We start from the raw sequence: 24,679 nt of genomic DNA, 5'->3' as shown, positions 1-24,679 counted from the left end.
CTAGCCTGCGATGCATGACGTCCCCGATTCACGTGCTGGCCACCGGCGGCACGATCGACAAGGTCTACGCGCTGACGGGTGACCTCGAGATCGGCCCACCGGCTGTCACCGACCTGCTCGAGATCGCCGGCACCGATCTCGAGGTGGTGGTGGAGCCGATCATCGGCAAGGACAGCCTGCACTTCTCCGACGCCGACCGGGCGACGATCACGGCACGGGTCGCCGAACTCGGCGCCGCACAGGTGCTGATCACCCACGGCACCGACACGATGACCTACACCGCGGAGCACCTGATCGCCCACCTCGACCCGGACGTCGCGCGCACCGTCGTACTCACCGGTGCGATGCAGCCGGCAAGCATGCGCGACAGCGACGCGGCCTTCAACGTCGGGCTCGCCCTCGGGGCGCTCCAGAGCCTCTCCCCCGGGGTCTACATCGCGATGAGCGGGCGGGTCTTTCCGGCCGGAGCGGTCACCAAGGACCGTGCGCGTGGGCGGTTCGTCGACCGCGTCTGAACGCCTGTCCAGAATCTTTCCCGGAAACCGCGTCACAGCCCGACACATCGGACGTTCCACTCACATCGAGCCTCCTGGTTGGCTCGGAGCCGCCGAGGAGCCGGTCATGTGGGACACCGTGGACGTCAACACCATTCACCTGACGCACGACCTGCCCTGCCCGCGCTGCGGCCATGCTGCCCATCGTTTCCTCGCGTGCAGCGATTTCTGCGGCTGCGTCCCGCCGGCCATGCCCGGCGAGCCGGAGATTGCCGCAGCGAGCTGACTGGCCCCGGCTGCGCCAATCGGACCCGCCAGTGCGCGAGCGCCCGTACGCTCGCGGCGTGTCCCTTCGCCGCCCCTGGCAGGCAGTCAGCCGCGACCGTTCCCAGGTCGCCCTCCTCCTTGCGATCCTGGTCGTGGTCGCCTCGCGACTTCCCTTCCTCCGTCTCCCGCTCTCGCGTGACGAGGCCGGGTTCCTGGTCCTCGGCCGTGACTGGCTGACCTCCGCGGGCCACGCCGTCACATCGGTCCCCGCCGGCGCGCTCTACGGCGACTACTGGGTCGATCGCCCCCCGCTCCTCCTGATCCTCTTCCGGCTGGGCGACCTGCTGGGCGGCGCTGTCGGGCTGCGTCTGCTCGGAACGGCAGCAGCGGTCGTCGTCGTACTCTTTGCGGCCCTCGCGGCGCGCAGGGTCGCGGGCCCGCGCGCGTACGCCGCCACCGCGGTTGCCGCGGCGCTGCTCCTGGCCACACCGCTCAACGGCACGGAGGTGGTGAACGGCGAGCTCATCGCAGGCCCGTTCGTCGCGGTGGGCCTGTGGGCGTGGATCCGTCCGTCGCAAACGGTCATGGGTGGCCTCGTCGCCGGTGCGGCCGCGGTTGCCGCCGTGCTCGTGAAGCAGAGCTTCATCGATGTCTTCGTCTTCGTCGCGATCTTCGAGGTGCTCCGTGGGCGTGCGCTCACGCGCGCCCGCGTGCAGTCCTGGCTCGGATTCGTGCTGGGCGCGACCCTCGTCGCCGTCACCGTCCTCGGTTTCGCGATGGCCCACGGGACCTCGCTGTCCGCTCTGTACGACGCAATGCTGACCTTCCGCATCGAGGCGCGCAGCGCCGCTGGCCTGCAGCCCAACACCGACGATCGCGTGCTCCTGATGGCCGTTGCCGTCATCGCGGGCGGCCTGGTTCCGCTCCTCGGCTACGCCGCCTGGCGCCTGCGTGGCCTCCGCATGTCGCCCGACCGCGCGGTGATCGGTGCGCTCGTCGCTGTGATCGCGTACGACGCGGTGGCCATCGTCTTCGGCGGCGGCTACTGGTCGCACTACCTGGTCCAGCCGATCCTGCCGATCGCCGTCCTGGCCGGGATCGGTGTGGCGGCTGTGCCCGCGGGGCTCCGCTGGCCGCGCCCCTGGGCCTGGACCGCTCTGGTTGTCGTCCTCGCGATCATCACGCTCGGTTCGAACGTGGCACGGGTCCTGGATCCGGTCGACGCACCCGGGGCGGGTGCGGGGGCCGTCATCGGCGCCTCCGCCGAGCCCGGCGACACGGTCATGGCCCTGTACGGCGACCCTTCGATCGTGCGTGCCTCGGGCCTGACCTCTCCCTATCCCTACCTGTGGACGCTGCCGATCCGGGTTCGCGATCCGCAGTTCGAGCTGGTCGACGAGGTGCTCTCCGGCCCGGACGCCCCGACCTGGATCGTGGTCACGAAGCGAGTCGCCGGCTGGCAGCTGGACGTGCCGCACCTCGAGCAGGTGTTCGCGGAGCGCTACGTTCTCGTGCGCCGAGCGTGCGGCATGGGGATCTACCTGCGGGCGGATGTGACCAGGGCCGTCCACCAGGGCCCGGCGTCCTGCCGGATCGACCTCAGAGAGTCCTGGTCATGAAGACGCTGTTCGGATCGACGCGGTAGCTGCCGAACGGCGGGCACTCGGTGAAACCATGGCGCGCATACATCCGCCGGGCAGGAGCGAAATAGGGCTCGACGCCAGTCTCGAGGCTGACCCGCCTGATCCCGCGTCGACCTGCCTCGGCGAGCAGGAAGAGCAGCAGCTCTCCGCCCACTCCCCTCCCCCGCGCGTGCGACGAGGTGCGCATGGACTTGATCTCTGCGTGCCCGTCACCGAGCTCCTTCAGCGCACCACAGCCCATCAGCACGTCGTCGAGCCATGCGGCGTAGAAGGTGACCGCAGCATCGCGCAGGCCGTCGAGGTCGAGGGGGTGCACGGACTCCGGCGGCGACGTGGCGTGCATGTCGGCGAGGTGCTCGGCAAGCAGCTCCTGCACCGCGTCGCCGGACAGGTCGTCGGGGCGGATCGTGAGGGTCACGGCTGCAGGAGCACCTTGATCGCGCGGCGCTCGTCCATCGCGGCGTAGCCGTCGGCCACCTGGTCCAGCGGAAGCGTGGAGTCGAAGACGAGACCCGGGTCGATCGCACCCGTGGTGACCAGCTCGAGCAGCTCGGGGAGGTACTTCCGGACCGGAGCCATGCCGCCGGCGAGCCCGATGTTGCGGCCGAACATGGCCTGGACGGGCAGGACCACGTCGTGGGGCACGCCGACGAACCCGACGGTGGAACCGGGACGCGCGATCTTGAAGGCGGTCTTCATCGAGTCGCCGGTGCCGACGCACTCGAGGACGGAGTCGGCTCCCACTCCCCCGGTCAGCTCCATGATCCGGGCGACACCTTCCTTGTCTCGCTCGGCGACGACGTCCGTTGCTCCGAACCGGCGGGCAACAGCCTGCCGCGGTTCGTGGCGTGACATCGCGATGATCCGCTCAGCGCCGAGCTGCTTCGCCGCGAGGACGCCGCAGAGGCCGACCGCACCGTCGCCGACGACGACTGCCGTGCTGCCCGGGCCGACACCGGCCGAGATCGCGGCGTGCCAGCCAGTCGCCATCACGTCCGTGAGTGCCAGCAACGACGGAATCAGCGCCGCGTCCGGCATGCCGTCGGTCTTGACCAGCGAGCCCTCGGCCTGGCTCACCCGGGCGAACTCCGCCTGACCGCTGGTCGTGAAGCCGAGGTGCGTGCAGGCCGCCTGCATGCCTGCGGCGCAGTGCACGCAGGTGTTGTCGCAGTGGTCGAAGGGCACGACGACGAAGTCGCCAGGCCGGAAGGAGCTGACCGCCGAGCCGACCTCCTCCACGACGCCCACGCACTCGTGCCCGATCGTGTTGCCGGGAACGATGTCGTTGAGGCCGCGGTACGGCCAGAGGTCCGACCCGCAGATGCACCCGGCGACGACCTTCACGATCGCGTCGGTGTCGGCTTCGATGGTCGGGTCGGGCACCTCGCTGAGGCGGATGTCCTGGGGTCCGTGGAGGGTCGTCGCGCGCATGTGCCGATCCTGCCACCCGGCAGGTCGGGATTGACGTATCTCATATCTGAGATACCTTGGAACCATGACTGAGCACTATCTCGGACGCATCGGCAACCTGATCCGCGACGCCCGCAAACACCGCGGACTCACCCAGCAGCAGCTCGCCGATCTGCTCAACACCAGCCAGTCGGCGGTGAACCGCATCGAGAAGGGTCACCAGAACCTCTCGCTCGAGATGCTGGCCCGCATCGGCAGCGCTCTCGACTCCGAGATCGTCTCCCTCAGCACCGGTCCGCTGCACCTGCGCGTCACAGGTCCGACGACGCTTTCGGGCAGCATCGCCGTGAAGACCTCGAAGAACGCCGGCGTCGCGCTGCTGTGCGCGTCGCTGCTCAACCGCGGTCGCACGACGCTGCGCAAGGTCGCGCGCATCGAAGAGGTCAACCGCCTGCTCGAGGTGCTCGAGAGCCTCGGCGTGCAGACCCGCTGGATCAACGAGGACAACGACCTCGAGATCATCCCGCCGGCGCACCTGGACCTGGCCAACATCGACGAGACCGCAGCGCGTCGTACCCGCTCGATCATCATGTTCCTGGGCCCGCTGCTGCACCGCGAGGAGGTCTTCGACCTCCCGTACGCCGGTGGTTGCAACCTCGGCGAGCGCACCGTCGAGCCGCACCTCTCCGCGCTGCGCCCCTTCGGCCTCGACGTGAAGGCCAACGAGGGCAGCTACCACGCGACGGTCAACCGAGCGATGGAGCCGGCCCGCCCGATCGTGCTCACCGAGCGCGGCGACACCGTCACCGAGAACGCGTTGATGGCCGCCGCGCTGCACCCCGGCACCACCATCATCCGCAACGCTTCCTCCAACTACATGGTCCAGGACCTCTGCTTCTACCTGCAGAAGCTGGGTGTCACCGTCGAGGGCGTCGGCACCACCACGCTCACGGTCACCGGCCTGACGGAAATCGACGTCGATGTCGACTACGCCCCGAGCGAGGACCCGATCGAGGCGATGTCCCTGCTGGCCGCCGCCATCGTGACCAACTCCGAGATCACCATCACCCGGGTGCCGATCGAGTTCATGGAGATCGAGCTGGCCACGCTCGAGGAGATGGGGTTCAACTACACCCGCTCCGACGAGTACGTCGCCGAGAACGGCCACACCCGCCTGGTCGACATCACGACGAAGAAGTCGCAGCTGCGCGCGCCGCTGGACAAGATCCACCCACTGCCGTTCCCGGGCCTCAACATCGACAACCTGCCGTTCTTCGCGGTCATCGCCGCAGTGGCCGAGGGCCAGACCCTCCTGCACGACTGGGTCTACGAGAACCGCGCGATCTACCTGACCGAGCTCACCAAGCTCGGCGGCAACGTGAAGCTGCTCGACCCGCACCGCGTGCTCGTCAACGGCCCGACGCACTTCTCGGGTGCGGAGATCGTCTGCCCGCCGGCACTGCGCCCCGCGGTCGTCATCCTGCTCGCGATGCTCGCTTCCAAGGGCACGAGCGTGCTGCGCGGGACGTACGTCATCCACCGCGGCTACGAGGACCTTGCCGAACGCCTCAACGAGCTCGGCGCCAACATCGTGCCGTTCCGCGACATCTGAGGTGTGAGGCACCCGCGACATCTGGGTCGCGGGTGCCAGCTCAGTCGAACAGCGTGGCCACCCACGCCGGAGCCCGTGGGGGCTTCGGCGGTGGGGAGGTCATGCTCGCGGTGATCCGCGGGATCGCCATCGTGTGCCGGCCGTCGGAGTCGTGCCACGCCTTCTCGGCGTCGATGAGCGCCCCAAGATCGATGCGCTGCAGGAACACGCCGTGCCCCTCAGGGCACTTCTGCACGGGAACGCGGCCAACGGCACGCTCCACCATCTCGGCCCCGCAACGCGGACAGGCCAACGACTCGGACTCCATGGGCCAGAACCTACTCCTTCGCGGGCTTCCGGGTTGAGCATGTCGACGGATGCCGCGCCGGTCGATCTGCGCCACGATGGGCATCATGATCGCCTTTGCGCATCGCGGCGGTGCCAGGCACCCGGACCTCGAGGGCCTGGAGAACACCCTCCTGGCGTTCCGGCATGCCGTCGCACTCGGCTACACGAACCTCGAGACCGACGTGCACATCACTCGCGACGGCGTCCTGATCGCCTTCCACGACAACCTGCTGGACCGGGTCACCGATGGCATCGGCGCCCTCTGCGACCTGAGCTACGCGGAGGTGCAGGTGGCGCTCGTCGGCGGCCGTGAGCCGATCCCGACGCTTGCCGAGCTTGTGGAGGCGTTCCCGGACGCGTCCTTGAACATCGACATCAAGTCGCCGGCGGCGGCGGTGCCGCTCGCGGAGTTCATCGCCGAGCGCCGGCTCGCGGACCGGGTGCTGGTCGGATCCTTCTCCCCCGCCACGTTGAAGGCCTTCCGGCGTGCCAGCAGGGGCACGGTGCGGACCGCGGCCCACCCGCTCGAGGTCGCGGCGTACGTCCTGGCGCCGACGGGCCGCATCGCGCACCGACTCACCCGAGGGCGCCCGATCGCACTGCAGGTGCCCATGCGGCGGGGCCGGCTCCGAGTGGTGACGCCGCGCCTGATCGCCAAGGCCCGCCGTGCCGGGGTCGAGGTCCACGTCTGGACCGTCGACGACGCCGACGAGGTCCGCGAGCTCGCGGCGCTCGGGGTCGACGGGATCTTCACCGACCGCACGGACGTCCTGCGTGAGGTGCTGGTCGAGCTCGGGTTGTGGCAGGGGGCGGCATGACCTGGTCGTTCACCGCAGACCTCTTCGCGTGGGGAGAGGAGCCGGGATCGTGGCACTTCGTGCAGTTGCCGGCGGACATCGGTGACGAGATCAGGGAGTGCCCCACGGCGCCCCGTGGTTTCGGCTCGGTCCGGGTCAGGGTGCGTGCAGGAGCCACGGGATGGGCGACGTCGGTCTTCCCGGACAAGTCCTCGGGCAGCTATGTCCTGCCCGTGAAGAAGCAGGTCCGGGAGGCCGAGGGCCTCCTGGCGGGTGACCCGGTCCACCTGGACCTCGAGCTGGAGGACGACCTGTCATGACCCGAGGCGCATCCGGCATCGCGGACCTCCGGCCCCTGGGCCGAGCGCGTGAGCAGCGAGCCTGGTACTGGTACGACTGGGCCAACTCCGCCTACGTCACGACCATCGCAACGGTGCTGCTGGCGCCGTACCTGATCAGCGTCGCCGAGCAGGCCGCGTGCGGGTACGTCGGCTCCGACATCCGCTCCTGCGACGCCGACCTGCAGGTGCTCGGCCTCTCGATCGCTCCCGGTGCGCTGCCGAGCTACCTGGTCACGTTCTCGACCCTGCTCTCGGCGTTCCTGCTGCCGATGGTGGGCGCGATCGCTGACCGCACGGCGAACAAGAAGGGCCTGCTGGCCGGGCTTGCGTGGACCGGTTCGGCCTTCGCAGCGCTGCTCTTCTTCTGTGCGGGCGGCAACTGGCAGATCGGTGCGGTCGCCGTCATCGGTGCGAACCTCTGCCTGGGCGCCTCGACCGTCGTCAACGACGCGATCCTTCCGCTGATCTCCGAGGAGCACGAGCGTGACCGGGTCTCGTCGCGTGGCTGGGCGTGGGGATACCTCGGCGGAGGACTGCTCCTCGTCGCCAACCTGGGGCTCGTCCTCGGTCATGAGTCCCTCGGCCTGGACAAGGCCCTCGCGGTCCGCATCTCGATGCTCTCGGCCGCCGTGTGGTGGGCTGCGTTCACGGTCATCCCGTTCCTCAAGCTGTCCAACCACCCGGTCGAGCACCCCGATCCCGTGCGCGGCGGTCTGGTCCGCGCCAGCTTCGGCCAGCTCTGGATCACCCTCAAGGACCTGCCGCGCTATCCCACCGCGCTGACGTTCCTGCTGGCCTACCTGTTCTTCAACGACGGTATCCAGACAGTCATCGCCAGCGCATCGACGTACGGCGAGAAGGAGCTCGGCTTCTCCACCTCCGTGCTGATCGGCACCATCCTGCTGGTCCAGTTCGTCGCGATCGCCGGAGCGCTCGCGTTCGGGAAGGCTGCCGCCCGGTGGGGCGCCAAGCGGGCGATCCTGACCGGCCTGCTCGGCTGGATCCTGGTCGTGACGGTTGCACTGGTGGTCCCGGAGAAGGCGCTGGTGCCGTTCCTCGCCCTCGCGGTCGGCATCGGCCTGGTCCAGGGAGGCACCCAGGCCCTGGCCCGGTCGTACTTCTCGCTCTTCATCCCCCGCGGACGTGAGGCTGAGTTCTACAGCTTCTACCACGCTCTCGACCGTGGCACGTCGTGGTTCGGCACCCTCACCTTCGGCCTGGTCTACCAGTTCACCGGCTCCTACCGGCCGGCGATCTTCGCGCTGGTGGTGTTCTTCGTGGTCGGCGGTGCGCTGCTCCTGCGGGTCGACACCGCCCGGGGCATCAGGGAGGCCGCCCAATAAGAGGTGCCCGTAGGAAGGTGCCCGTGGATGTGACGCCCGTCGCGCAGGGGCGCGGAATGCTTGCGTCGCCCCGTACGTTGGTAGGAACCAGGAACGATCGGTTGGCAATCATCCGCACTCGACGGCGTCATGGCTCCGTCACCCGCCCGTCCCACTGATACACGCCCACAAACCATCCGGAGGTAGCAATGGCAGAGCGCACACTGCGTGGAGCTCGTCTCGGAGGCCAGAGCTTCGAGGACGAGCGTGGCATCGAGTTCGCGGCACGCCAGCAGGTCGGCTACAACTGTCCGCAGGGCCACTCGTTCGAGATCACGATGTCCGTCGAGGCCGACGTCCCGGCCAACTGGGAGTGCCCGCGCTGCGGCGCGGTCGCACTGAGCGCGAGCGGCATCCTGCCCGAGGCGAAGGCCGAGAAGCCGGTCCGCACGCACTGGGACATGCTGCTGGAGCGACGCAGCGTCGCTGAGCTCGAGGACATCCTCACTGAGCGGCTCGAGCTGCTCCGCGGCGGCGAGATCGGCCCCGCGCACCTGCACCGCCCGGCACGGAAGTCCCGAGCAGCCGCAAAGTCGTGACGCAGTCCTGGCGACTCAGTCGTCAGTCAGTCCCCGATGACCTCGCCCTGGATCACGTCACCCGACGGATCCGGGCGGGGTCGTTGCACGTCCGGGCCGAAGGTGCCGGTCGTCAGCTGGGTCGCGAAGAACCGGCTCAGGCCACGCCGGGCGAGCGGACGGGTCATGGGCAGGATGCAGAGCATGCCGAACAGGTCTGTCACGAAGCCGGGCGACAGCATCAGCGCGCCGCCGAGCACGATCAGCGCACCATCGGCGAGCTCACGCGCAGGCATCTTCCCGGCACTCAGCGACCCGCTGAGCGCAGCCAACGCGCGCCGCCCCTCGTGCTTGATCAACCAGGCGCCGAAGACGCTGTCTGCGACCAGCAGCAGGATCGTCCACCACGGGCCGATCGCCTGACCCACCTGGATCAGCACGATGATCTCGAGCAGCGGCACACCGAAGAAGAGCAGGGCCACCAGCCCGCCGGGCACACGTCGTACGGTCGTCATCGTGGGACCCATCATGCCCGGTGCGCCAAGCGCGTCCCCGGGGTGGCCCGGACCCGATCAGCCGTGGGAACGACGGAGCGTGCGCACCAGCTGCTTGCGGCGCTGCTGGAGCCCCCACCAGGTGATCCGCTGGAGCGACTCGATCGCGACGGCCTGGCTCATCTTCGAGTCACCACGCTCGCGCTCGATGAACTCGATAGGGACCTCGTGCACCCGCAGGCGGGCCTGAATTGCACGCCACGCCATCTCGGTCTGGAAGACATAGCCGGAGACGGTCACGGTCGTGACGTCGATCTTCTCCAGCGTGGCCCTGCGGAAGAGGCGGTAGCCCGCGGTGGAGTCGCGCACGTGGATGCCGAGCAGGAGCCGCACGTAGAGGTTGCCGAAGGCAGAGAGCAGGCGGCGGAACACCGGCCAGTTCACGACCGAGCCGCCCTTGACGTAGCGCGACCCGATGACGAGGTCGGAGTCCACCAGGCCGTTCAGCAGCCGGTAGAGCTGCTCGGGCTGGTGCGAGCCGTCGGCATCCATCTCGCCGATGACGTCGTAGCCCTGCGCCAGGGCGATCGTGAAGCCGTGCACGTACGCCGCGCCGAGGCCGGCCTTCTCCGTGCGGTGGACAACATGGATCTGGTCGTCGGCGGCCGCGAGCCGGTCTGCGATGTCACCGGTGCCGTCGGGTGAGCTGTCGTCCACGATCATCACGTCGACATCGGGCTGCGCCGCACGCAGCCGGCCGACGATCCACTCGAGGTTCAGGGCCTCGTTGTATGTCGGGACGACCATGACGACGCGTCCGAGTGCGTTCTCCGTCATCGTTTCCTCCCTGCTTCGAATGCCCCAGCGGGCTGCTCGTGGGACTGTTCCCCATGCGGGCGCGAGCGAACCCTCCCGCCGTTCATCCGACGATAGGGGCGCCACGTGAACAGGAACCCAAGGGAGGTCAACGCCACGGCGACAGGTCCCCACCACGGGCCCACCCAGAGCGACGGCGGACGTGCCGAATGGAGCGGAACGCGGTCGACCGACACCTGACGTGCCCGCACCGGGAAGGCGTTGACGACATCACCGTTGGCAGCGACGACGCCGGAACGGCCGTTGACCGAGGCAATCACGACGGTCCTCGCCAGCTCGCGTGCGCGCACGCGGCTGATCGCGAACTGCTGGTCGATCTGGCTGGTGTGGATGAACAGCGCGTTGGAGGTCTGTACGACGCCGAGCTCGGCGCCGCGGCGTACCTGGCTGCCGAGCGCGTCGTCGAACGCGACGTCGAAGCAGATCGCATCGGCGACCAGGACCGAGCCTGTGCCGTCGTGGCGATCGACGCGGAGCGGGCTGGTGCGGGTGCCTGCCGCCATGTCGCGACGGACCAGTCCGATCCGCTCGGTGAACCGGTCGCGGAAGATCCAGCGAAACGGGACGTACTCGCCGAACGGCACCGGATGCCGCTTGGCGTAGCGCTCCCCCGCGCCGGTGACCGGGTCGTAGAGGATCCCCTGGTTCAGGACCCGACCAGGGTCGGGGTCGTCCACGATCGCGCCGACGAGGACGGGAGCATCGATCGCACGGACCGCGCTCGCGATCTCGTCGCGAGCCTCGACGTCGTCGAAGGGGTCCACTGCCGTCGAGTTCTCCGGCCAGACCACCAGGTCTGGCTGGGCGACCTCGCCACGCCGGACGGCGCCGGCGAGCTCCCGGGTGGCCGTCGCCTGGCCCTCCGTCACCTCGCGGTGATGCGCGACGAGGTTGTCCCCGTTGCCCGGGATGTCGGCCTGGACGATGGCCACGTCGAGGGTCCCGCTGCTGGTGCGGAGACCTGGTGGCTGCACCCAGGCGGGCAGGGCCAGCAGCACGGCAGCGGCACCGGCCGTCACCAGGGCCAGTCGTGGACGAGCCTCGAGCAGGGCCCAGGCGAGCAGCGCTGCGAGCAGGGCCACGACGAAGCCAGCCCCCGCCACGCCGAGCCAGGGAAGCACCGGTTCGACCGGCGTGTCCATCACCGCGAAGCCGAGCTGGCCCCAGGTGAAGCCGCCGAACGGAATCGCGCCGCGCATCGCCTCGGCGGCGGACCACGCGAGAGCGAACCAGACCGGCCACGCACGTCGTGTGGAGAGGACGGGGAGGATCGCGCCGAGCAGGATCAGGAACAGTGTCTCCAGGAGCGTGAGCGCGATCCAGGGCTCGGTGCCGAGCGCCCGCATCCAGAAGATGTGCAGGCCGAAGAACGTGGCTCCGAACGCGCCTCCGACGGCAGCACCGCGCCGGATGCCGGCTCCGCGGACTGCACCGAAGAAGAGTGCGAGACCGGCCGGGATCAGGAGCGGCAGGTTGATCGGGTCGAACCCGGCGTACGTCGCGACGCCGGCGACCAGCGCAGCGGCGAGGCGAGTGGGCACGGCCGCAAGGCTACCCATGCGGCGTGCCACCTCCCGACAGGTGAACAGCAGTCGCGGAAGGGGTGCCAGGCCCTTCGGACCAACCCGCTGGCGACCGGCTGCCGTCAGGGGGAAGTTGTCTACGGAGCCCGGGGCCCCTTCCGCGTCGCACCCTCGATGCCATCGAGACCGACCCCCGTCAATCCCGTCCCGCGGAGCTGGTGATGGACCCGAGGACGTTGACTGCCTTGCTGTCGGTCCGACCGCGACGATCTGCATGGGCGGACTGTCCGACCCTGCGGGTTCGCCCGCGTAGTGTCAACCCCGCTCTGACCTGCGGGTTCGCGCGTTGTCGCAGGTCACGCCGGACATCCGCAGCACCCGCAGTTCTGGTGGAATTTGCCTGCTGGACGGCGTGTCGCGTGGGACACGCCGACGGTGCGAGCGCCGGCCCTCAGGCGCTCACCGAAACCTTCGCCTCAAAGGCCTGCGTCACGTAGCGGGCGAGCGCCTGGACGGCCTCTGCGGCTTCGGGGATCAACAGCGAGGCCTGGAACACGTGCAGCTGGTCTGGCCACACGTGCAGGTCGACCGTGACACCCGCGCTCTCCAACTGGTTGGCGAACTGGCAGACCTGCGGGTAGAGCGCCTCCGCCGAGCTCACCTGGAAGAGCACCGGAGGCAAGGCGCCGAGCGCACAGTCGGCGGGCGCGTGGAAGCCTGCGGAGCGCCGGTTCGCAAGGCGGGCGAAGATGGACAGGATCCGCACGTCGAAGATCGCGCATCCGCCTGATGCGGGCGTGCGCTCGAGATCGAGATCGATGAGCGGGGACATGACGGCCAGGGCGCGTGGCGCCGGAAGGCCCTCCTCGCGGGCTCGATCCGCGACGGTGAAGCTGAGGAAGCCTCCAGCCGAGTCACCCATGAAGACGATGTCCTCGGCGGGGATGCCCTGCGCCAGCAGGTGGCGATAGGCAGCCAGCCCGTCGGCGGTGGCGTCATCGATGCTGTGCTGCGGCAGCTGGCGGTAGTCCACTGCCAGGACCGTCGTGCCGGTGGCCGCAGCGACCCGGGAGATCAGGCTGCCGTGGAGGTGCCACCCGCCCACCACGAACGCACCGCCGTGGAAGTAGAGGATGTGCCGACCGGAGCGTGAGTCCGGGGTGCGCACCACGCGGGCGCGACGGCCGGCGATCTCGACCCGCTCGAAGACAGTCCCCGCCACCTTGCGCTGCAGGCGCCCGGCATGGTCCACCACGCCGTACGGCCAGGGCAGCGTGGGCGCCAGCGACCACACGTCGATGACCCGGCGAGCGCTGTTGCGCATCACCAGGTTGAGGACCTGCGAGCGGATGCTTCCGCCCCCGAAGTCGGTTCGCATGAAAGTGACGGTACCCACACTGGGAACCGAAGCGTGCCATTTCCCGCCAAATTCCTGGACAGATGGTCAGAACGGGTCATCCGCACCTGGCCTGTCAGACTCACCCCGTGACCTCGCGACTCATGCTCCTCGACACGGCCAGCCTCTACTTCCGCGCCTTCTTCGGCATGCCGGACAGCCTGCGGGCTCCGGACGGCACGCCGGTCAACGCCGTGCGAGGGCTTCTCGACTACATCAGCCGTCTCGTCGAGGAGTACCAGCCGACCCACCTGGCCTGCTGCTGGGACAACGACTGGCGCCCCCAGTGGCGCGTCGACCTGATCCCGACGTACAAGGAGCACCGCGTCGTCGAGATCGTCCCGGGAGCTGCTCCGGTCGATGCAGGCAGCGGGGAGCGAAGCGACCGACGCTATGTCGAGGAGGTGCCTGACCCGCTGCTGGTCCAGGTGCCGGTGATCCGCGATGTCCTGGCTGCCTACGGCATCGCGGTGATCGGCGCGGACGGCTACGAGGCCGACGACGTCATCGGAACCCTCGCCACGGGCGCAGGCATGCCGGTCGACGTGGTCACCGGCGATCGCGACCTCTTCCAGCTCGTCGACGATGCCGCCGAGGTGCGCGTGCTCTACGTCGCCCGGGGCGTCAGCCGGCACGAGCGCGTGGACGAGGCCTGGGTGCGCGCCAAGTACGCCGTCGAGGCGCGCCAGTACGCCGACTTCGCCACGCTGCGTGGGGACGCCTCTGACGGGCTTCCCGGGGTCAAGGGCGTCGGTGAGAAGACCGCCGCCACGCTCCTGGGCCGGTTCGGCGACATCGCGAACCTGGTTGCCGCTGTCGATGACCCGGCCAGCGATCTCGCACCCGGCCCCCGCGGGAAGATCCGCGACGCCGCGGCGTACCTGCTGGTGGCCCCGGAAGTCGTCGCGGTCGCTCGCGACATCGACCTCGGCTCCCCTGACCTGCTGCTCCCCCGCACGCCGGCAGACCCGGATGCCCTGGCCGGTCTGGACGAGCGCTGGGGCCTGGGTGGCTCGACCACCCGCCTCACGGCGACGCTGGCTGCCCGTCCGTCCGCGTAACACGGATTTAATTCCATTCGGTAGTAACTGAAACGGGGGCTTCCTACGGTCATGGCCAAGCGAGCACACACGTGCTCGAACCATTGGTCCTACCGAGAGGTCATCAAAGGTGTTCAACTCCCGAACTCGTCTCATGACGAGCACGGCCGCGGCACTGGCAGCAGGACTCGTCCTGTCCAGTTGTGGCGGCGCCAAGACCGACGAAGCACCATCAGCCTCCAAGTCCTGTGTGGACACCTCGGGCTCCACCATCAAGCTTGGCTTCCTGAATTCCACGTCCGGCCCCATGGCGATCAGCGAGCAGACCGTCCGCGACTCGCTGCAGCTTGCTGCCGACGAGATCAACGCCTCGGGCGGCATCCTCGGCAAGAAGATCGAGGCAGTCGAGGAGGACGGCGCCAGCGACCCGGCCGTCTTCGCGGAGAAGATCGGCAAGCTGCTCACCAGCGACTGCGTCGCCGCGGTCTTCGGCGGGTGGACCTCGGCCTCGCGCAAGGCGATGCTGCCGGTCGTCGAGGGTGACCACGGTCTGCTGTTCTACCCCGTTCAGTACGAGGGCCTCGAGGCCTCCAAGAACATCTACTACACGGGCGCGACCACGAACCAGCAGATCATCCCGGCCATGGACTTCCTGAAGGACAAGGGCGTCAAGACGCTCTTCCTCGCCGGCTCGGACTACGTCTTCCCGCGCACTGCGAACAAGATCATCAAGCAGTACGCCAAGGAGCTCGACATCGAGATCGTCGGCGAGGAGTACGTCCCGCTCGACAAGGACGACTGGTCGACCCAGGTCGCGAAGATCGTCAAGGCCAAGCCGGACTTCGTCTTCAACACCATCAACGGCTCGTCGAACGTCGGCTTCATCAAGGCCTACTACGAGCAGGGCCTCACCGCGAAGACGTCCCCGATCATCTCGGTGTCGATCGCCGAGGAGGAGGCGCCCGCGATGGGCAAGGACCTCACCGGCCAGTACGCGTCCTGGAACTACTTCCAGTCGGTCAAGAGCGCGGCCAACGACACCTTCGTCAAGGCGTTCAAGGCCAAGTACGGCGACCGGCCGACGTCGGACCCGATGGAGGCGGCGTACACCTCGCTGTACCTCTTCAAGGCCATGGTCGAGAAGGCTGACTCGTTCGACGTCGACAAGATCAACGACGCAGCTGACGGCGTGACGTTCGCGTCGCCCGAGGGCCCCGTCACGATCAACGGCGAGAACCACCACATCGCCAAGACCAGCCTGATCGGCCAGATCAACAAGGACGACCAGTTCGACATCGTCTGGAGCTCCGACGGCCCGATCGAGCCGGACCCGTTCCTCAAGGGTTACTCGTGGTGGGACCCGAGCGCGAACTGACGCGCTAGTCCGGTCACTTCGACAGGTGGCCCTGCATCGGTTGCGATGCAGGGCCACCTGCCCCTCCCGACCTCGAGGAGCACCCCTGCATGGAGTCGTTCATCACCCCTCTGCTCACCGGCGCATCGACCGGAGCGATCCTGCTCATCGCGGCGCTCGGCCTGGCGCTGACCTTCGGCCAGATGGGCGTCATCAACATGGCCCACGGCGAGTTCCTGATGGCCGGGGCATACATCGCCTACGTGACCCAGCAAGTCGTCACCAGCGCCGGCCTGTCGATCCTGCTGGCCCTCCCCCTCGCCTTCCTCGGCGCCGGCCTTCTCGGCCTCCTGCTCGAGGTGCTCGTCATCTCGCGGATGTACCACCGACCACTCGACACCCTGTTGGTCACCGTCGGCGTCAGCATGGTGCTCCAGCAGCTGGCCAAGGACGTCTTCGGTGCGCAGGGTGACCCGGTCACCGCACCCGACTGGCTCGACGGCTACATCTCCGTCCCGGGCTACAACTGGCCGTACGCCAAGATCTTCACCATCGTCATCGCTCTCGCCGCTCTCGGCGGGCTGGCCGCGGTCCTGAAGTACTCCTCCTTCGGACGCAAGATCCGCGCCACCGTGCAGAACCGCGACCTCGCCGAGACCATGGGTATCTCCACGCGGCGTACGGACCGCCTGACGTTCTTCGTGGGCTCCGGCATCGCCGGGCTCGGTGGCGTGGCGCTCGCGCTGACCTCCGGCACCAACCCGACGCTCGGCGCGACCTACATCATCCCGGCGTTCCTCGTGGTCGTCGCCGGTGGACTCGGCCAGCTGAAGGGCACGGTGCTCGCAGCGCTCGCGGTCGGCCTGCTGACCGCGTTCCTCACGGACTGGTTCAACAGCAGCATGGCCCAGGTGGTCACGTTCGCCCTGATCGTCGTCTTCCTGCAGGTCCGCCCGCAGGGCCTCTTCACCGTCCGGACCCGGGGGCTGGCATGAACACCGCACTCGTGAGCCGCCTCTACAAGTCCTGGGGCTCTCTGGCTGCCATCGGCCTCGTCGCCGTCCTGCTGCTCGTCGTCGCGCCCGCGACCCTGACCGACTTCCGCCTCGGCAACCTCGGCAAGTACTGCTGCTGGGCGATCGCAGCCGTCGGCATCGGGCTGGCCTGGGGACGCGGCGGCATGCTCGTGATGGGCCAGGGCGTCTTCTTCGGCCTGGGCGGCTACGCGATGGCGATGCACCTCAAGCTCGACGCGGCGGGCCCGGGCAACGTCCCCGACTTCATGACGCTGTACGGCGACTCGACGATGCCGTTCTGGTGGGAGCCGTTCCGCAGTGGCGCGTTCACCCTCTTCGCGATCATCGTGCTTCCTGCCGTGGTCGCCGGCATCCTGGGTTATGCGATCTTCAAGCGCCGCGTGAAGGGCGCCTACTTCGCGATCCTCACCCAGGCCCTCGCCGTGGCCTTCGCCGCCCTGCTGGTCGCCACGATCAAGCAGACCGGCGGCTTCAACGGCCTGAACAGCTTCTCGTCGTTCTTCGGTTACAACCTCTACGACCCGGTCAACAAGCAGATGATCTACTCGATCGCCGCGACCCTGCTGATCCTGTGCCTGGTCGTCGTGTGGCACCTCAACCGCAGCCGCTTCGGGGAGCTCCTGATCGCGACGCGCGACGCCGAGGAGCGGGTGCGCTTCCTTGGCTACGACCCCGCGAACGTCAAGCTGATCGCCTTCGTGATCGCCGCGATCATGGCGAGCATCGGTGGTGCGATGTTCGCACCGATCGCCGGCATCATCTCGCCGTCCGACGTCGACGCAAGTGCCTCGATCCTGCTGATCGCAGGTGTGGCCCTCGGCGGGCGCGCAACGCTCCTGGGACCGGCGCTCGGCGCCCTCGCGGTGGGCTACGGGCAGTCCACCCTGTCGGAGTCCTTCCCGAACCAGTGGAGCTACTTCCAGGGGGCGCTCTTCATCGTGGTCATCCTGCTGATCCCCGCCGGCCTCACCTCGGTGGTTCCCCGGTTCTTCGGCTTCCTCGGCCGCACGCTCCGCTCCGGCCGGAAGGAGGCGACGGCATGACCGCCCCGGACGAGCAGGGACTGGACTACCTCGAGGTGCGTGGCCTGACGGTCGACTTCGACGGGTTCAAGGCCGTCGACGGCGTGGACCTGACGATGCTCCAGGGCCAGCTGCACTTCCTGATCGGGCCCAACGGCGCAGGCAAGACCACGCTGGTCGATGCCCTGACCGGCCTGGTGAAGGGCACCGGCCTGGCCACCTATCGCAACAAGGACCTGCTCTCGTTGCCGTCGCACCGGATCGTCCGTGCCGGGGTCGGTCGGACGTTCCAGACCGCGACGGTCTTCGACGAGCTCACGGTCCTCCAGAACCTCGACATCGCCGCGGGCATCCACCGCGGCGCCTGGCGGCTCGCACTCCCCCGCCGGCGGGTGCCGGAGGCCGTGGAGGAGGCACTGGAGACCATCGGGTTGTCGGCCCTTCGCGACCGCCCGGCGGGCATCCTCGCGCACGGCCAGAAGCAGTGGCTCGAGATCGGCATGCTGCTGGTCCAGGACGCCAAGGTGATGTTCCTCGACGAGACCGTCGCAGGCATGAGTGCCGAGGAGCGCGAGGAGACCGGTGACCTGCTCCGCCGCATCGGCACCGAGCGCACGATCATCGTCATCGAGCACGACATGGACTTCGTCCGCACGTACGCCGACGTGGTCACCGTGATGCACGCGGGCAAGGTCCTCGCGGAGGGGTCCGTGGCCGACATCCAGGCCAACGAGCGGGTCCAGGAGGTCTACCTCGGGCGCACGGTGGTCGGCGGCGGGACCGAAGGGATCGTGGAAGGTGCGGACAATGCTTGAGCTCAGGAATGTCACCGCTGGCTACGGCCGGACGATGGTCCTCAACGACGTCTCGATCGACATCCCGCAGGGCGGTGCAGCCGCCATCATGGGGCACAACGGCGCAGGCAAGACGACACTGCTGCGCGTTGCCGTGGGCCTGATCCCGGTGAAGTCGGGTCAGGTGCTCCTCGACGGCGTGGACGTCACGAAGCTGCGCCCGAACGGACGCGTGCGACGCGGGCTGGGCTACGTCCCGCAGGGCCAGCTCTGCTTCCCGCAGATGACCACGCTGGAGAACCTCCAGCTGGTGAGCAGGGTGAAGTCCGAGGTCGACGAGGTCCTCGACACGTTCCCGGCCCTGGCCGGGCTTCTCCCCCGCCGCGCCGGCCTGCTCTCCGGCGGCCAGCGCCAGCAGCTCGCCATTGCCCGGACACTCCTGACGAAGCCGCGGATGCTGATCCTCGACGAGCCGACCGAGGGCATCCAGCCCAACGTGGTCGCCGAGATCGAGCAGGTGATCGTCGGGTTGTCCCAACGCGGCGACCTGTCGGTGCTCCTGGTCGAGCAGCACGTGGGGTTCGCGCTCCGGATGACCGACAAGTACTACGTCCTGGAGTCCGGTCGCGTGACGTCGAGTGGCGCCGGTGGCGCAGGTGCCGAGGGCGCTGTCCGCGCCGCGATGGCCGTCTGAGGAGGATCAACCATGCATCTCACTCCCTCGGACACCGAGAAGCTGCTGCTCTCCGTCGCTGGCATGGTCGCGCGTGACCGCCTGGCGCGCGGCGTACGCCTGAACTACCCGGAGACGGTCGCTCTGCTCAGCACCTGGGTCATCGAGCGGGCCCGCGAGGGCCTGTCCGTGAGCGACCTGATGACCTTGGGGCGCGACGTACTGCATCGCGACCAGGTCATGCCGGACGTCGCGGACATGCTCAGCGACGTCCAGGTCGAGGCCACGTTCCCCGACGGCCGGAAGCTGGTCACGCTGCACCAGCCGATCGCCTGAGTCCAGACCTGCTTCGAAGGAGAAGACCCATGGCGACCACCACCTCCGGGCCCGGCGCGATCCGCGCCATCGCCGGCACTGTCGAGATCAACGCCGACCGCACACCCGAGGAGCGACGCACGCTGGTCGTCCTCAACGTGGGCGACCGGCCCGTCCAGATCGGCTCGCACATCCATCTTGCCGAGGTGAACGCTGCCCTCGACTTCGACCGCACGCTGGCCGAGGGCTTCCGGCTCGACATCCCGTCGGGCACGTCGCGTCGCTTCGAGCCGGGAGCCTCTCGGGAGGTGGACATCGTGGCGTTCGGGGGACGCCGCGTTGTTCCCGGCATCCAGATCAAGCCCGGCCAGGAGGCCTGAGAGTGGCGATCATCAGCCGCGCCCAGTACGCCGCGCTCTACGGACCGACCCTCGGCGACCAGGTCCGCCTCGGGGACACCGACCTGTGGATCGAGATCGAGAAGGACCTCACCTTCGGCGGCGAGGAGGCCGTGTTCGGCGGCGGCAAGTCGATCCGCGAGTCGATGGCGCAGGGCACCACGACCCGGGCCGAAGGCGCCCTCGACACCGTGATCACCAACGCGATCGTGCTCGACCACAGCGGCATCGTCCGGGCTGACGTCGGGATCCGCGACGGCCGGATCGTGGCGCTGGGCCGCGCCGGCAACCCGGACATCGCCGACGGCGTCCACCCACAGCTCCTGATCGGTCCGTCGACCGACGTCATCTCCGGCGAGGGCAAGATCCTCACGGCCGGCGCGATCGACGTGCACGTGCACTTCATCTCGCGGTCACAGCTGGTCGAGGCACTCGCGACCGGCATCACCACAGTCGGCGGTGGCGGGACCGGCCCGTCCGAGGGCTCGAAGGCCACCACCGTCACGCCCGGTGCCTGGCATCTGCAGTCAGTGCACCGGGCGCTGGACTCCCTCCCGCTCAACATCCTGCTGATGGGCAAGGGCAACACGGTCTCCGCTGCGGGCCTCGCCGAGCAGGCGCTTGCCGGCGCCGCGGCGTACAAGGTGCACGAGGACTGGGGATCGACTCCCGCAGCGATCGATGCCTCCCTCCGCGCTGCGGACGAGCACGGGCTCCAGGTCGCCCTGCACTCCGACAGCCTCAACGAGGCGGGTTACGTCGAGTCGACCGTCAACGCAATCGGCGGGCGCAGCATCCACGCGTTCCACGCCGAGGGTGCAGGTGGCGGACACGCGCCCGACATCCTCAAGGTCGCGTCGCTCCCCCACGTGATCCCGGGCTCGACGAACCCGACACTGCCGCACACCGTCAACACCGTCGCCGAGCACCTCGACATGCTGATGGTCTGCCACCACCTGAACCCCCGTGTGCCCGAGGACCTGGCGTTCGCCGAGTCCCGGATCCGGGCCACGACGATCGCGGCGGAGGACGTCCTCCACGATCTCGGCGCCCTCTCCATCACGTCGTCCGACGCGCAGGCGATGGGCCGCATCGGCGAGGTGGTGACCCGCACGTGGCAGGTCGCGCACGTCATGAAGCACCGCTTCGGGCCGCTCTCCGGGGCAGCCGACAACACCAGGGCCAAGCGCTACGTCGCGAAGTACACGATCAACCCGGCGATCGCGCACGGCATCGCGCACGAGGTCGGCTCCGTGGAGCCCGGCAAGCTCGCCGACCTGGTCCTGTGGGACCCCCGCTTCTTCGGCGTGCGACCCCAGGTGGTGATCAAGGGCGGCATGCTCGTGTGGGGCGCGCTGGGAGACCCGAACGCGTCGATCCCGACCCCGCAGCCGCAGCTGATGCGGCACACGCTCGTGGACCCGGCCGACGGGGCCGGCGCGGACCACTCGGTCTCGTTCGTCGCGCCGTCCGCGCTGGAGGACGGCCTCGCGTCCCGGCTCGGCCTGCGCAGGCGGCTGGTGGGCGTCACCCCCACGCGGGACATCGGCAAGGCGGACATGATCCACAACGACGCTCTTCCCCGAATCGAGGTCGACCCGGAGACCTTCGCCATCACCGTCGATGGTGAACGCATCGTGCCCAACCCTGCCGAGCGGCTGCCGCTCGCCCAGCTCTACTCGATGTTCTAGGCCGGCGTGGAAGCGATCCCGAACGCGTCCTCCGAGCTGCTGATGATGCTCCTGGCCGACGCCCGCCTGCCGGTGGCCGGGCACACGCAGTCGGCCGGCCTGGAGCCGGCCGTTCGCCACGGGCTCCGCGACGTCCCTGCCTACATGCGGGCGCGGCTCTCGACGGTGACGCGGGTGGAGGCCGCCACGGCCGTCGTGGCCCTCCACCAGCTGCGCCAGGGGCTCGCCGTGGCTCCGGTGGAGCTGGCCTGGGCGGCGCGCACGCCGAGCCCGGCCATGCGGCGTACGTCGCGCGCACAGGGCAAGGCGCTCCTCCGGCTGGCGCGCCGGGTGTGGCCCGACGCGCCTGCCTTCACGGCGCTCGGGGAGCTGCCGTCCCGGGCGGTGGTGCTGGCCGCCATCGCGGCGACCTGCGGCCTCGGACCGCGCTCCCTGGCGCGCCTCGTCGGGTACGACGACGTACAGACCGTCGCGGCTGCGGCGCTGAAGCTCCTGCCGCTGGATCCGGCGGACGTGGCCTGCTGGGTGCACGACGCTCTGCCCGGTGTCGAGGCGCTCTCGCTGGAGGTCGCAGGGCTCGTCGACCCCACCCACATTCCCGCGGCAGGTGCGCCGCAGATCGAGGCGTGGGCAGAGGCCCACGCCCGGACCACTCGGAGGTTGTTCAGTGCGTGACATCAACAGCGGGCGCGACACCATCAGCGATCTGGCGTTCAATGGCATCGTCTGCTCGGACCGGGCGCTGCGCGTCGGCGTGTGCGGTCCGGTCGGCACCGGCAAGAGCAGCCTGATCGCCCTCCTCTGCCGTGAGCTCTCCGAGACGCTCTCGCTCGCGGTCGTGACCAACGACATCTACACCGACGAGGATGCCCGGCTGCTGCGGGCTGCCGGAGTGCTCGACGCCGACCGGATCCGTGCGGTCGAGACCGGTGCCTGCCCCCACACCGCGATCCGCGACGACATCACGGCCAACCTGATCGCGGTCGAGGAGCTCGAGGGCGACTATGCGGGGCTGGACGTGGTGATGATCGAGTCCGGTGGCGACAACCTGACGGCGACCTTCTCCCCCGCCCTGGTGGACGTGCAGATCTTCGTGCTGGACATCGCCGGCGGTGGTGACGTCGCGCGCAAGGGCGGGCCGGGCATCGAGCGGGCCGACCTGCTGATCGTCAACAAGACCGACCTCGCGCCCTACGTCGGAGTCGACCGCGACCAGATGGTCGCGGACGCGGAGGCGGCCCGCGACGGGCGGCCGGTCATCGCGCTCTCACGCACCGACCGCAGCTCGATCGACGCCCTCACGTCGTGGATCCGCCACCAGTTCGCGCACCACCGGGAAGGGACCCTCGTCCCGGTCGACCCGGGGCCGATGGCGGCTCATTCGCACGCGCACTCCCCTGGGGACCATGTCCACGCTCACTGACGTCGCGCCCACCACCGCGAGCCGCACCACGATCCACGTGGAGCGCTCCGGGGGGAGGGTGCGCGTCCGCACGGCCGCGAGCGGACCGTCCGACCGTCCGCTGATCCGGCCGATGCTGCTCGGCGCCGACGACCGGATCGCCCGGATCTCGCTCGTGCCCGAGGGTGCGCTGCTCCTCGCCGGTGACGCGGTCGAGGTCGATGTGCACGTCGGCACCGGCGCAGTCCTGGAGCTTCACGAGGCTGCGGGCACAGTCGCCTACGACATGCGCGGTGACCACGCTCGATGGGACGTCACGGTGCGCCTCGACGAGGGTGCCACGCTGCTCTGGGGTGGCGAGCCGTTCGTGGTCTCGGCCGGAGCGGACGTACGCCGCACCACGCGGATCGTGCTCGACGCGGGGGCGGGCGTCGCCCTGCGCGAGACGCTCGTCCTGGGGCGCCATGGCGAAGCGGCTGGCCGGCTCCACCAGACGCAGACCGTCGAGCATGCGTCCGGCGTCCCGCTCCTGGTGGAGGAGCTCGACGTGGACGCTGTGCGGATGACGGCGCTGCTCGGTGGTCACCGGGTGATCGGCTCACTCCTGCTGCTCGGGGATGCCTGCGCCGCCCTGCCCGCGTCGTCGAGCGCAGACCGGTTCGACCTCGAGTCCGGAGGCACGCTGCTGCGGCGTCTCGCGCACGAGGCGCATGCCGCCCACGATGCCGCGGCGTGGGATCAGGTCGTCCGGGAGATCTGTTGCTGAACCTCGAACTCCATGCCCTTGGCGGCGGCAAGGTAGACGTCCTGGTTGAGCAGGTTGCCATCAAGCCGGAGCAGTCCCCTCGGGCTGTCGTAGAAGTGGCCGTTGCGGAGCGCATCGGCTCCGGCGACGTCGAGCCCGCCAGAGACCTGCCCGACCCGGCTCAGGAAGAGGATGGCTTCGTAGCAGGACTCCCCGACCGCGTTGAGCACAGGCGCCCAGCGCCCGAACCGCGCGTAGTAGGCGCTCGCCAGCTCATTGCCCTCCGCGGTGTCGAGCCCATCGAAGTAGGCCGCCGCCGCGTAGAGACCGTTGTGGGCAGCGGGGCCGCCAGCGAGGAGGGTGTTCTCCTCGACGGCGGGGCTCAGCCGCGTGAGTCGGTCATCGAGCCCGAAACGTGCGAACTGGCGGTTGAAGTGGACGGCGTCCTGCCCCATCAGGAGCATCATCACGCCATCGACGTCACCACCCTCGAGATCTCGCAGGACGGCGCCGAAGTCAGTCGTGCCCAGCGGGACGTAGGTCTCGCTGACGATGGACGAGGCACTGTCCTGGAGCGCGATGCGTGCCGTCGCGCCGGTCACCCGAGGGAAGACGTAGTCGTTGCCGACGATCGCCCAGCGGCCGGTGCCGAGTTCCTCGCGCATCCAGTGCGCCGCCGGGAGGAGCTGGTTGATCGGACGCTCGCCGAGCATGAAGACGCCGCGCGTGTCGTCGCGGCCCTCGTGCATCGCAGCGAAGGCGTAGAGCACTCGGCCGCCGACGCGCTGGGTGATGGCCTGACGCACCGCGGAGATGTGCCAGCCCGCCACGGCCTCCACCCGACCGCTGTCGACGAGCGTGCCAACCTCCGCAGCGACGACCTCAGGCGCGCGGCCACCGTCGACGACGATCAGCTCGACCTGGCGTCCCCCGATGCCGTCCACTGCATTGAGCTGCTCGACCGCGAGCTCGCCACAGGCGAGGCACGACGGACCGTAGATCCCGGTCGGACCCTGCAACGGCACCACGAAGGCGATCGCGACGGTCTCCCGCACGCGATCCGTCAGGGGTGCGGCTCCAGTGGGCACCGTTACCTCCGATTTGACCGTTGGCCACCTAGGATAGGCG

General features: G+C 69.2%; 28 protein-coding genes. 20 read left to right on the top strand and 8 right to left on the bottom strand.

The genetic code is table 11. The annotated features are described in order from the left end of the window. Positions 1 to 14: 14 nt before the first annotated feature. From D4739_RS14085 to D4739_RS14080, 3 genes are all read left to right on the top strand, one after another. The gene (locus D4739_RS14085) at positions 15 to 515 is read left to right on the top strand and encodes an asparaginase domain-containing protein (protein WP_220699298.1); all 501 of its coding nucleotides are present in this window, start codon (positions 15 to 17) and stop codon (positions 513 to 515) included. 106 nt (positions 516 to 621) lie between these two features. Then, positions 622 to 780: a hypothetical protein gene (locus D4739_RS16945; protein ID WP_182920429.1), complete on the top strand. Its 159-nt coding sequence runs from the start codon at positions 622 to 624 to the stop codon at positions 778 to 780. Between the two features lie 58 nt (positions 781 to 838). Next, positions 839 to 2,380 (top strand): hypothetical protein, encoded by a 1,542-nt coding sequence (locus tag D4739_RS14080; protein ID WP_147384931.1) that lies wholly within the window; start codon positions 839 to 841, stop codon positions 2,378 to 2,380. Here D4739_RS14080 and D4739_RS14075 read toward each other — a convergent pair. Together D4739_RS14075 and D4739_RS14070 are read right to left on the bottom strand one after the other, a co-directional pair. Further along, entirely contained in the window at positions 2,361 to 2,822 is a 462-nt protein-coding gene (locus tag D4739_RS14075; protein ID WP_238473662.1) for a GNAT family N-acetyltransferase, read from the bottom strand. The genes D4739_RS14080 and D4739_RS14075 overlap by 20 nt on opposite strands. Further along, complete coding sequence (locus D4739_RS14070; protein WP_120061202.1) at positions 2,819 to 3,835, bottom strand: zinc-dependent alcohol dehydrogenase family protein; 1,017 nt, start codon at positions 3,833 to 3,835, stop codon at positions 2,819 to 2,821. The genes D4739_RS14075 and D4739_RS14070 overlap by 4 nt, the downstream gene beginning before the upstream one ends. 64 nt (positions 3,836 to 3,899) lie before the next feature. Between D4739_RS14070 and D4739_RS14065 the strand changes: the two genes are divergently transcribed. Next, a complete protein-coding gene (locus D4739_RS14065) occupies positions 3,900 to 5,426 on the top strand; it encodes a UDP-N-acetylglucosamine 1-carboxyvinyltransferase (protein WP_120061201.1) in 1,527 nt (508 codons plus the stop codon). A 40-nt stretch (positions 5,427 to 5,466) separates the two neighbouring features. Here D4739_RS14065 and D4739_RS14060 read toward each other — a convergent pair whose 3' ends face one another. Further along, positions 5,467 to 5,733, bottom strand: a complete 267-nt coding sequence (locus D4739_RS14060; RefSeq protein ID WP_182920428.1) for a TFIIB-type zinc ribbon-containing protein — start codon at positions 5,731 to 5,733, stop codon at positions 5,467 to 5,469. A gap of 49 nt (positions 5,734 to 5,782) precedes the next feature. Between D4739_RS14060 and D4739_RS14055 the strand changes: the two genes are divergently transcribed. The 4 genes from D4739_RS14055 (at position 5,783) to D4739_RS14040 (ending at position 8,812) form a co-directional block, all read left to right on the top strand. Next, positions 5,783 to 6,571 carry a glycerophosphodiester phosphodiesterase family protein gene (locus tag D4739_RS14055; protein ID WP_238473661.1) on the top strand — a complete coding sequence of 263 codons (789 nt, stop codon included), beginning with the start codon at positions 5,783 to 5,785 and terminating at the stop codon, positions 6,569 to 6,571. Further along, positions 6,568 to 6,870, top strand: coding sequence for a DUF1905 domain-containing protein (locus D4739_RS14050; protein WP_120061198.1), 303 nt, complete (start codon positions 6,568 to 6,570; stop codon positions 6,868 to 6,870). Before D4739_RS14055 ends, D4739_RS14050 begins: the two co-directional genes overlap by 4 nt. Further along, positions 6,867 to 8,234, top strand: coding sequence for an MFS transporter (locus D4739_RS14045; RefSeq protein WP_120061197.1), 1,368 nt, complete (start codon positions 6,867 to 6,869; stop codon positions 8,232 to 8,234). Before D4739_RS14050 ends, D4739_RS14045 begins: the two co-directional genes overlap by 4 nt. A gap of 188 nt (positions 8,235 to 8,422) precedes the next feature. Then, positions 8,423 to 8,812, top strand: coding sequence for an RNA polymerase-binding protein RbpA (locus tag D4739_RS14040; RefSeq protein WP_120061196.1), 390 nt, complete (start codon positions 8,423 to 8,425; stop codon positions 8,810 to 8,812). A 26-nt stretch (positions 8,813 to 8,838) separates the two neighbouring features. On the opposite strand, the gene D4739_RS14035 is transcribed toward D4739_RS14040, so the two are convergent. From D4739_RS14035 to D4739_RS14020, 4 genes are all read right to left on the bottom strand, one after another. Continuing rightward, entirely contained in the window at positions 8,839 to 9,306 is a 468-nt protein-coding gene (locus D4739_RS14035) for an FxsA family protein (protein WP_120061195.1), read from the bottom strand. A 57-nt stretch (positions 9,307 to 9,363) separates the two neighbouring features. Continuing rightward, positions 9,364 to 10,122, bottom strand: a complete 759-nt coding sequence (locus D4739_RS14030) for a polyprenol monophosphomannose synthase (protein WP_220699296.1) — start codon at positions 10,120 to 10,122, stop codon at positions 9,364 to 9,366. Next, on the bottom strand, positions 10,119 to 11,702 hold the full coding sequence (gene lnt, locus D4739_RS14025; RefSeq protein WP_182920427.1) for an apolipoprotein N-acyltransferase: 1,584 nt from the start codon (positions 11,700 to 11,702) through the stop codon (positions 10,119 to 10,121). The genes D4739_RS14030 and lnt overlap by 4 nt, the downstream gene beginning before the upstream one ends. 433 nt (positions 11,703 to 12,135) lie before the next feature. Beyond that, positions 12,136 to 13,062 (bottom strand): alpha/beta hydrolase, encoded by a 927-nt coding sequence (locus tag D4739_RS14020; RefSeq protein ID WP_147384929.1) that lies wholly within the window; start codon positions 13,060 to 13,062, stop codon positions 12,136 to 12,138. Between the two features lie 122 nt (positions 13,063 to 13,184). Here D4739_RS14020 and D4739_RS14015 point away from each other — a divergent pair, with 122 nt between their 5' ends. The 12 genes from D4739_RS14015 to D4739_RS13960 all read left to right on the top strand — a co-directional run bounded on the left by D4739_RS14015 (position 13,185) and on the right by D4739_RS13960 (position 23,572). After that, complete coding sequence (locus tag D4739_RS14015) at positions 13,185 to 14,141, top strand: 5'-3' exonuclease (RefSeq protein WP_120061192.1); 957 nt, start codon at positions 13,185 to 13,187, stop codon at positions 14,139 to 14,141. 133 nt (positions 14,142 to 14,274) lie between these two features. Beyond that, positions 14,275 to 15,495: an urea ABC transporter substrate-binding protein gene (urtA, locus tag D4739_RS14010; RefSeq protein WP_120061191.1), complete on the top strand. Its 1,221-nt coding sequence runs from the start codon at positions 14,275 to 14,277 to the stop codon at positions 15,493 to 15,495. An 89-nt stretch (positions 15,496 to 15,584) separates the two neighbouring features. Continuing rightward, on the top strand, positions 15,585 to 16,469 hold the full coding sequence (gene urtB / locus D4739_RS14005) for an urea ABC transporter permease subunit UrtB (protein ID WP_120061190.1): 885 nt from the start codon (positions 15,585 to 15,587) through the stop codon (positions 16,467 to 16,469). Beyond that, positions 16,466 to 17,554 carry an urea ABC transporter permease subunit UrtC gene (urtC, locus tag D4739_RS14000; RefSeq protein WP_120061189.1) on the top strand — a complete coding sequence of 363 codons (1,089 nt, stop codon included), beginning with the start codon at positions 16,466 to 16,468 and terminating at the stop codon, positions 17,552 to 17,554. Before urtB ends, urtC begins: the two co-directional genes overlap by 4 nt. Further along, the gene (urtD, locus tag D4739_RS13995) at positions 17,551 to 18,348 is read left to right on the top strand and encodes an urea ABC transporter ATP-binding protein UrtD (RefSeq protein ID WP_120061188.1); all 798 of its coding nucleotides are present in this window, start codon (positions 17,551 to 17,553) and stop codon (positions 18,346 to 18,348) included. Before urtC ends, urtD begins: the two co-directional genes overlap by 4 nt. Beyond that, positions 18,341 to 19,021, top strand: coding sequence for an ATP-binding cassette domain-containing protein (locus tag D4739_RS13990; protein WP_120061187.1), 681 nt, complete (start codon positions 18,341 to 18,343; stop codon positions 19,019 to 19,021). The genes urtD and D4739_RS13990 overlap by 8 nt, the downstream gene beginning before the upstream one ends. A gap of 12 nt (positions 19,022 to 19,033) precedes the next feature. Next, the gene (locus D4739_RS13985; protein WP_120061186.1) at positions 19,034 to 19,336 is read left to right on the top strand and encodes an urease subunit gamma; all 303 of its coding nucleotides are present in this window, start codon (positions 19,034 to 19,036) and stop codon (positions 19,334 to 19,336) included. A gap of 29 nt (positions 19,337 to 19,365) precedes the next feature. Then, entirely contained in the window at positions 19,366 to 19,695 is a 330-nt protein-coding gene (gene ureB / locus D4739_RS13980) for an urease subunit beta (RefSeq protein WP_120061185.1), read from the top strand. A gap of 2 nt (positions 19,696 to 19,697) precedes the next feature. Next, entirely contained in the window at positions 19,698 to 21,404 is a 1,707-nt protein-coding gene (locus tag D4739_RS13975) for an urease subunit alpha (RefSeq protein ID WP_120061184.1), read from the top strand. Between the two features lie 6 nt (positions 21,405 to 21,410). After that, complete coding sequence (locus tag D4739_RS13970; protein ID WP_238473660.1) at positions 21,411 to 22,079, top strand: urease accessory protein UreF; 669 nt, start codon at positions 21,411 to 21,413, stop codon at positions 22,077 to 22,079. Then, complete coding sequence (ureG, locus tag D4739_RS13965; RefSeq protein WP_338016278.1) at positions 22,072 to 22,827, top strand: urease accessory protein UreG; 756 nt, start codon at positions 22,072 to 22,074, stop codon at positions 22,825 to 22,827. The genes D4739_RS13970 and ureG overlap by 8 nt, the downstream gene beginning before the upstream one ends. Next, complete coding sequence (locus D4739_RS13960; RefSeq protein ID WP_120061183.1) at positions 22,811 to 23,572, top strand: urease accessory protein UreD; 762 nt, start codon at positions 22,811 to 22,813, stop codon at positions 23,570 to 23,572. Before ureG ends, D4739_RS13960 begins: the two co-directional genes overlap by 17 nt. Here the strand turns inward: D4739_RS13960 and D4739_RS13955 are convergent. Further along, positions 23,545 to 24,639 (bottom strand): substrate-binding domain-containing protein, encoded by a 1,095-nt coding sequence (locus tag D4739_RS13955; protein ID WP_220699295.1) that lies wholly within the window; start codon positions 24,637 to 24,639, stop codon positions 23,545 to 23,547. The two genes, D4739_RS13960 and D4739_RS13955, sit on opposite strands and share 28 nt — an antisense overlap. Positions 24,640 to 24,679 lie beyond the last annotated feature (40 nt).

The organism is Nocardioides cavernaquae, assembly GCF_003600895.1.
Lineage (GTDB): Bacteria > Actinomycetota > Actinomycetes > Propionibacteriales > Nocardioidaceae > Nocardioides > Nocardioides cavernaquae.
Note: the sequence above shows the minus strand (reverse complement) of the source record. Positions and strands in the feature narration are given on the sequence as shown.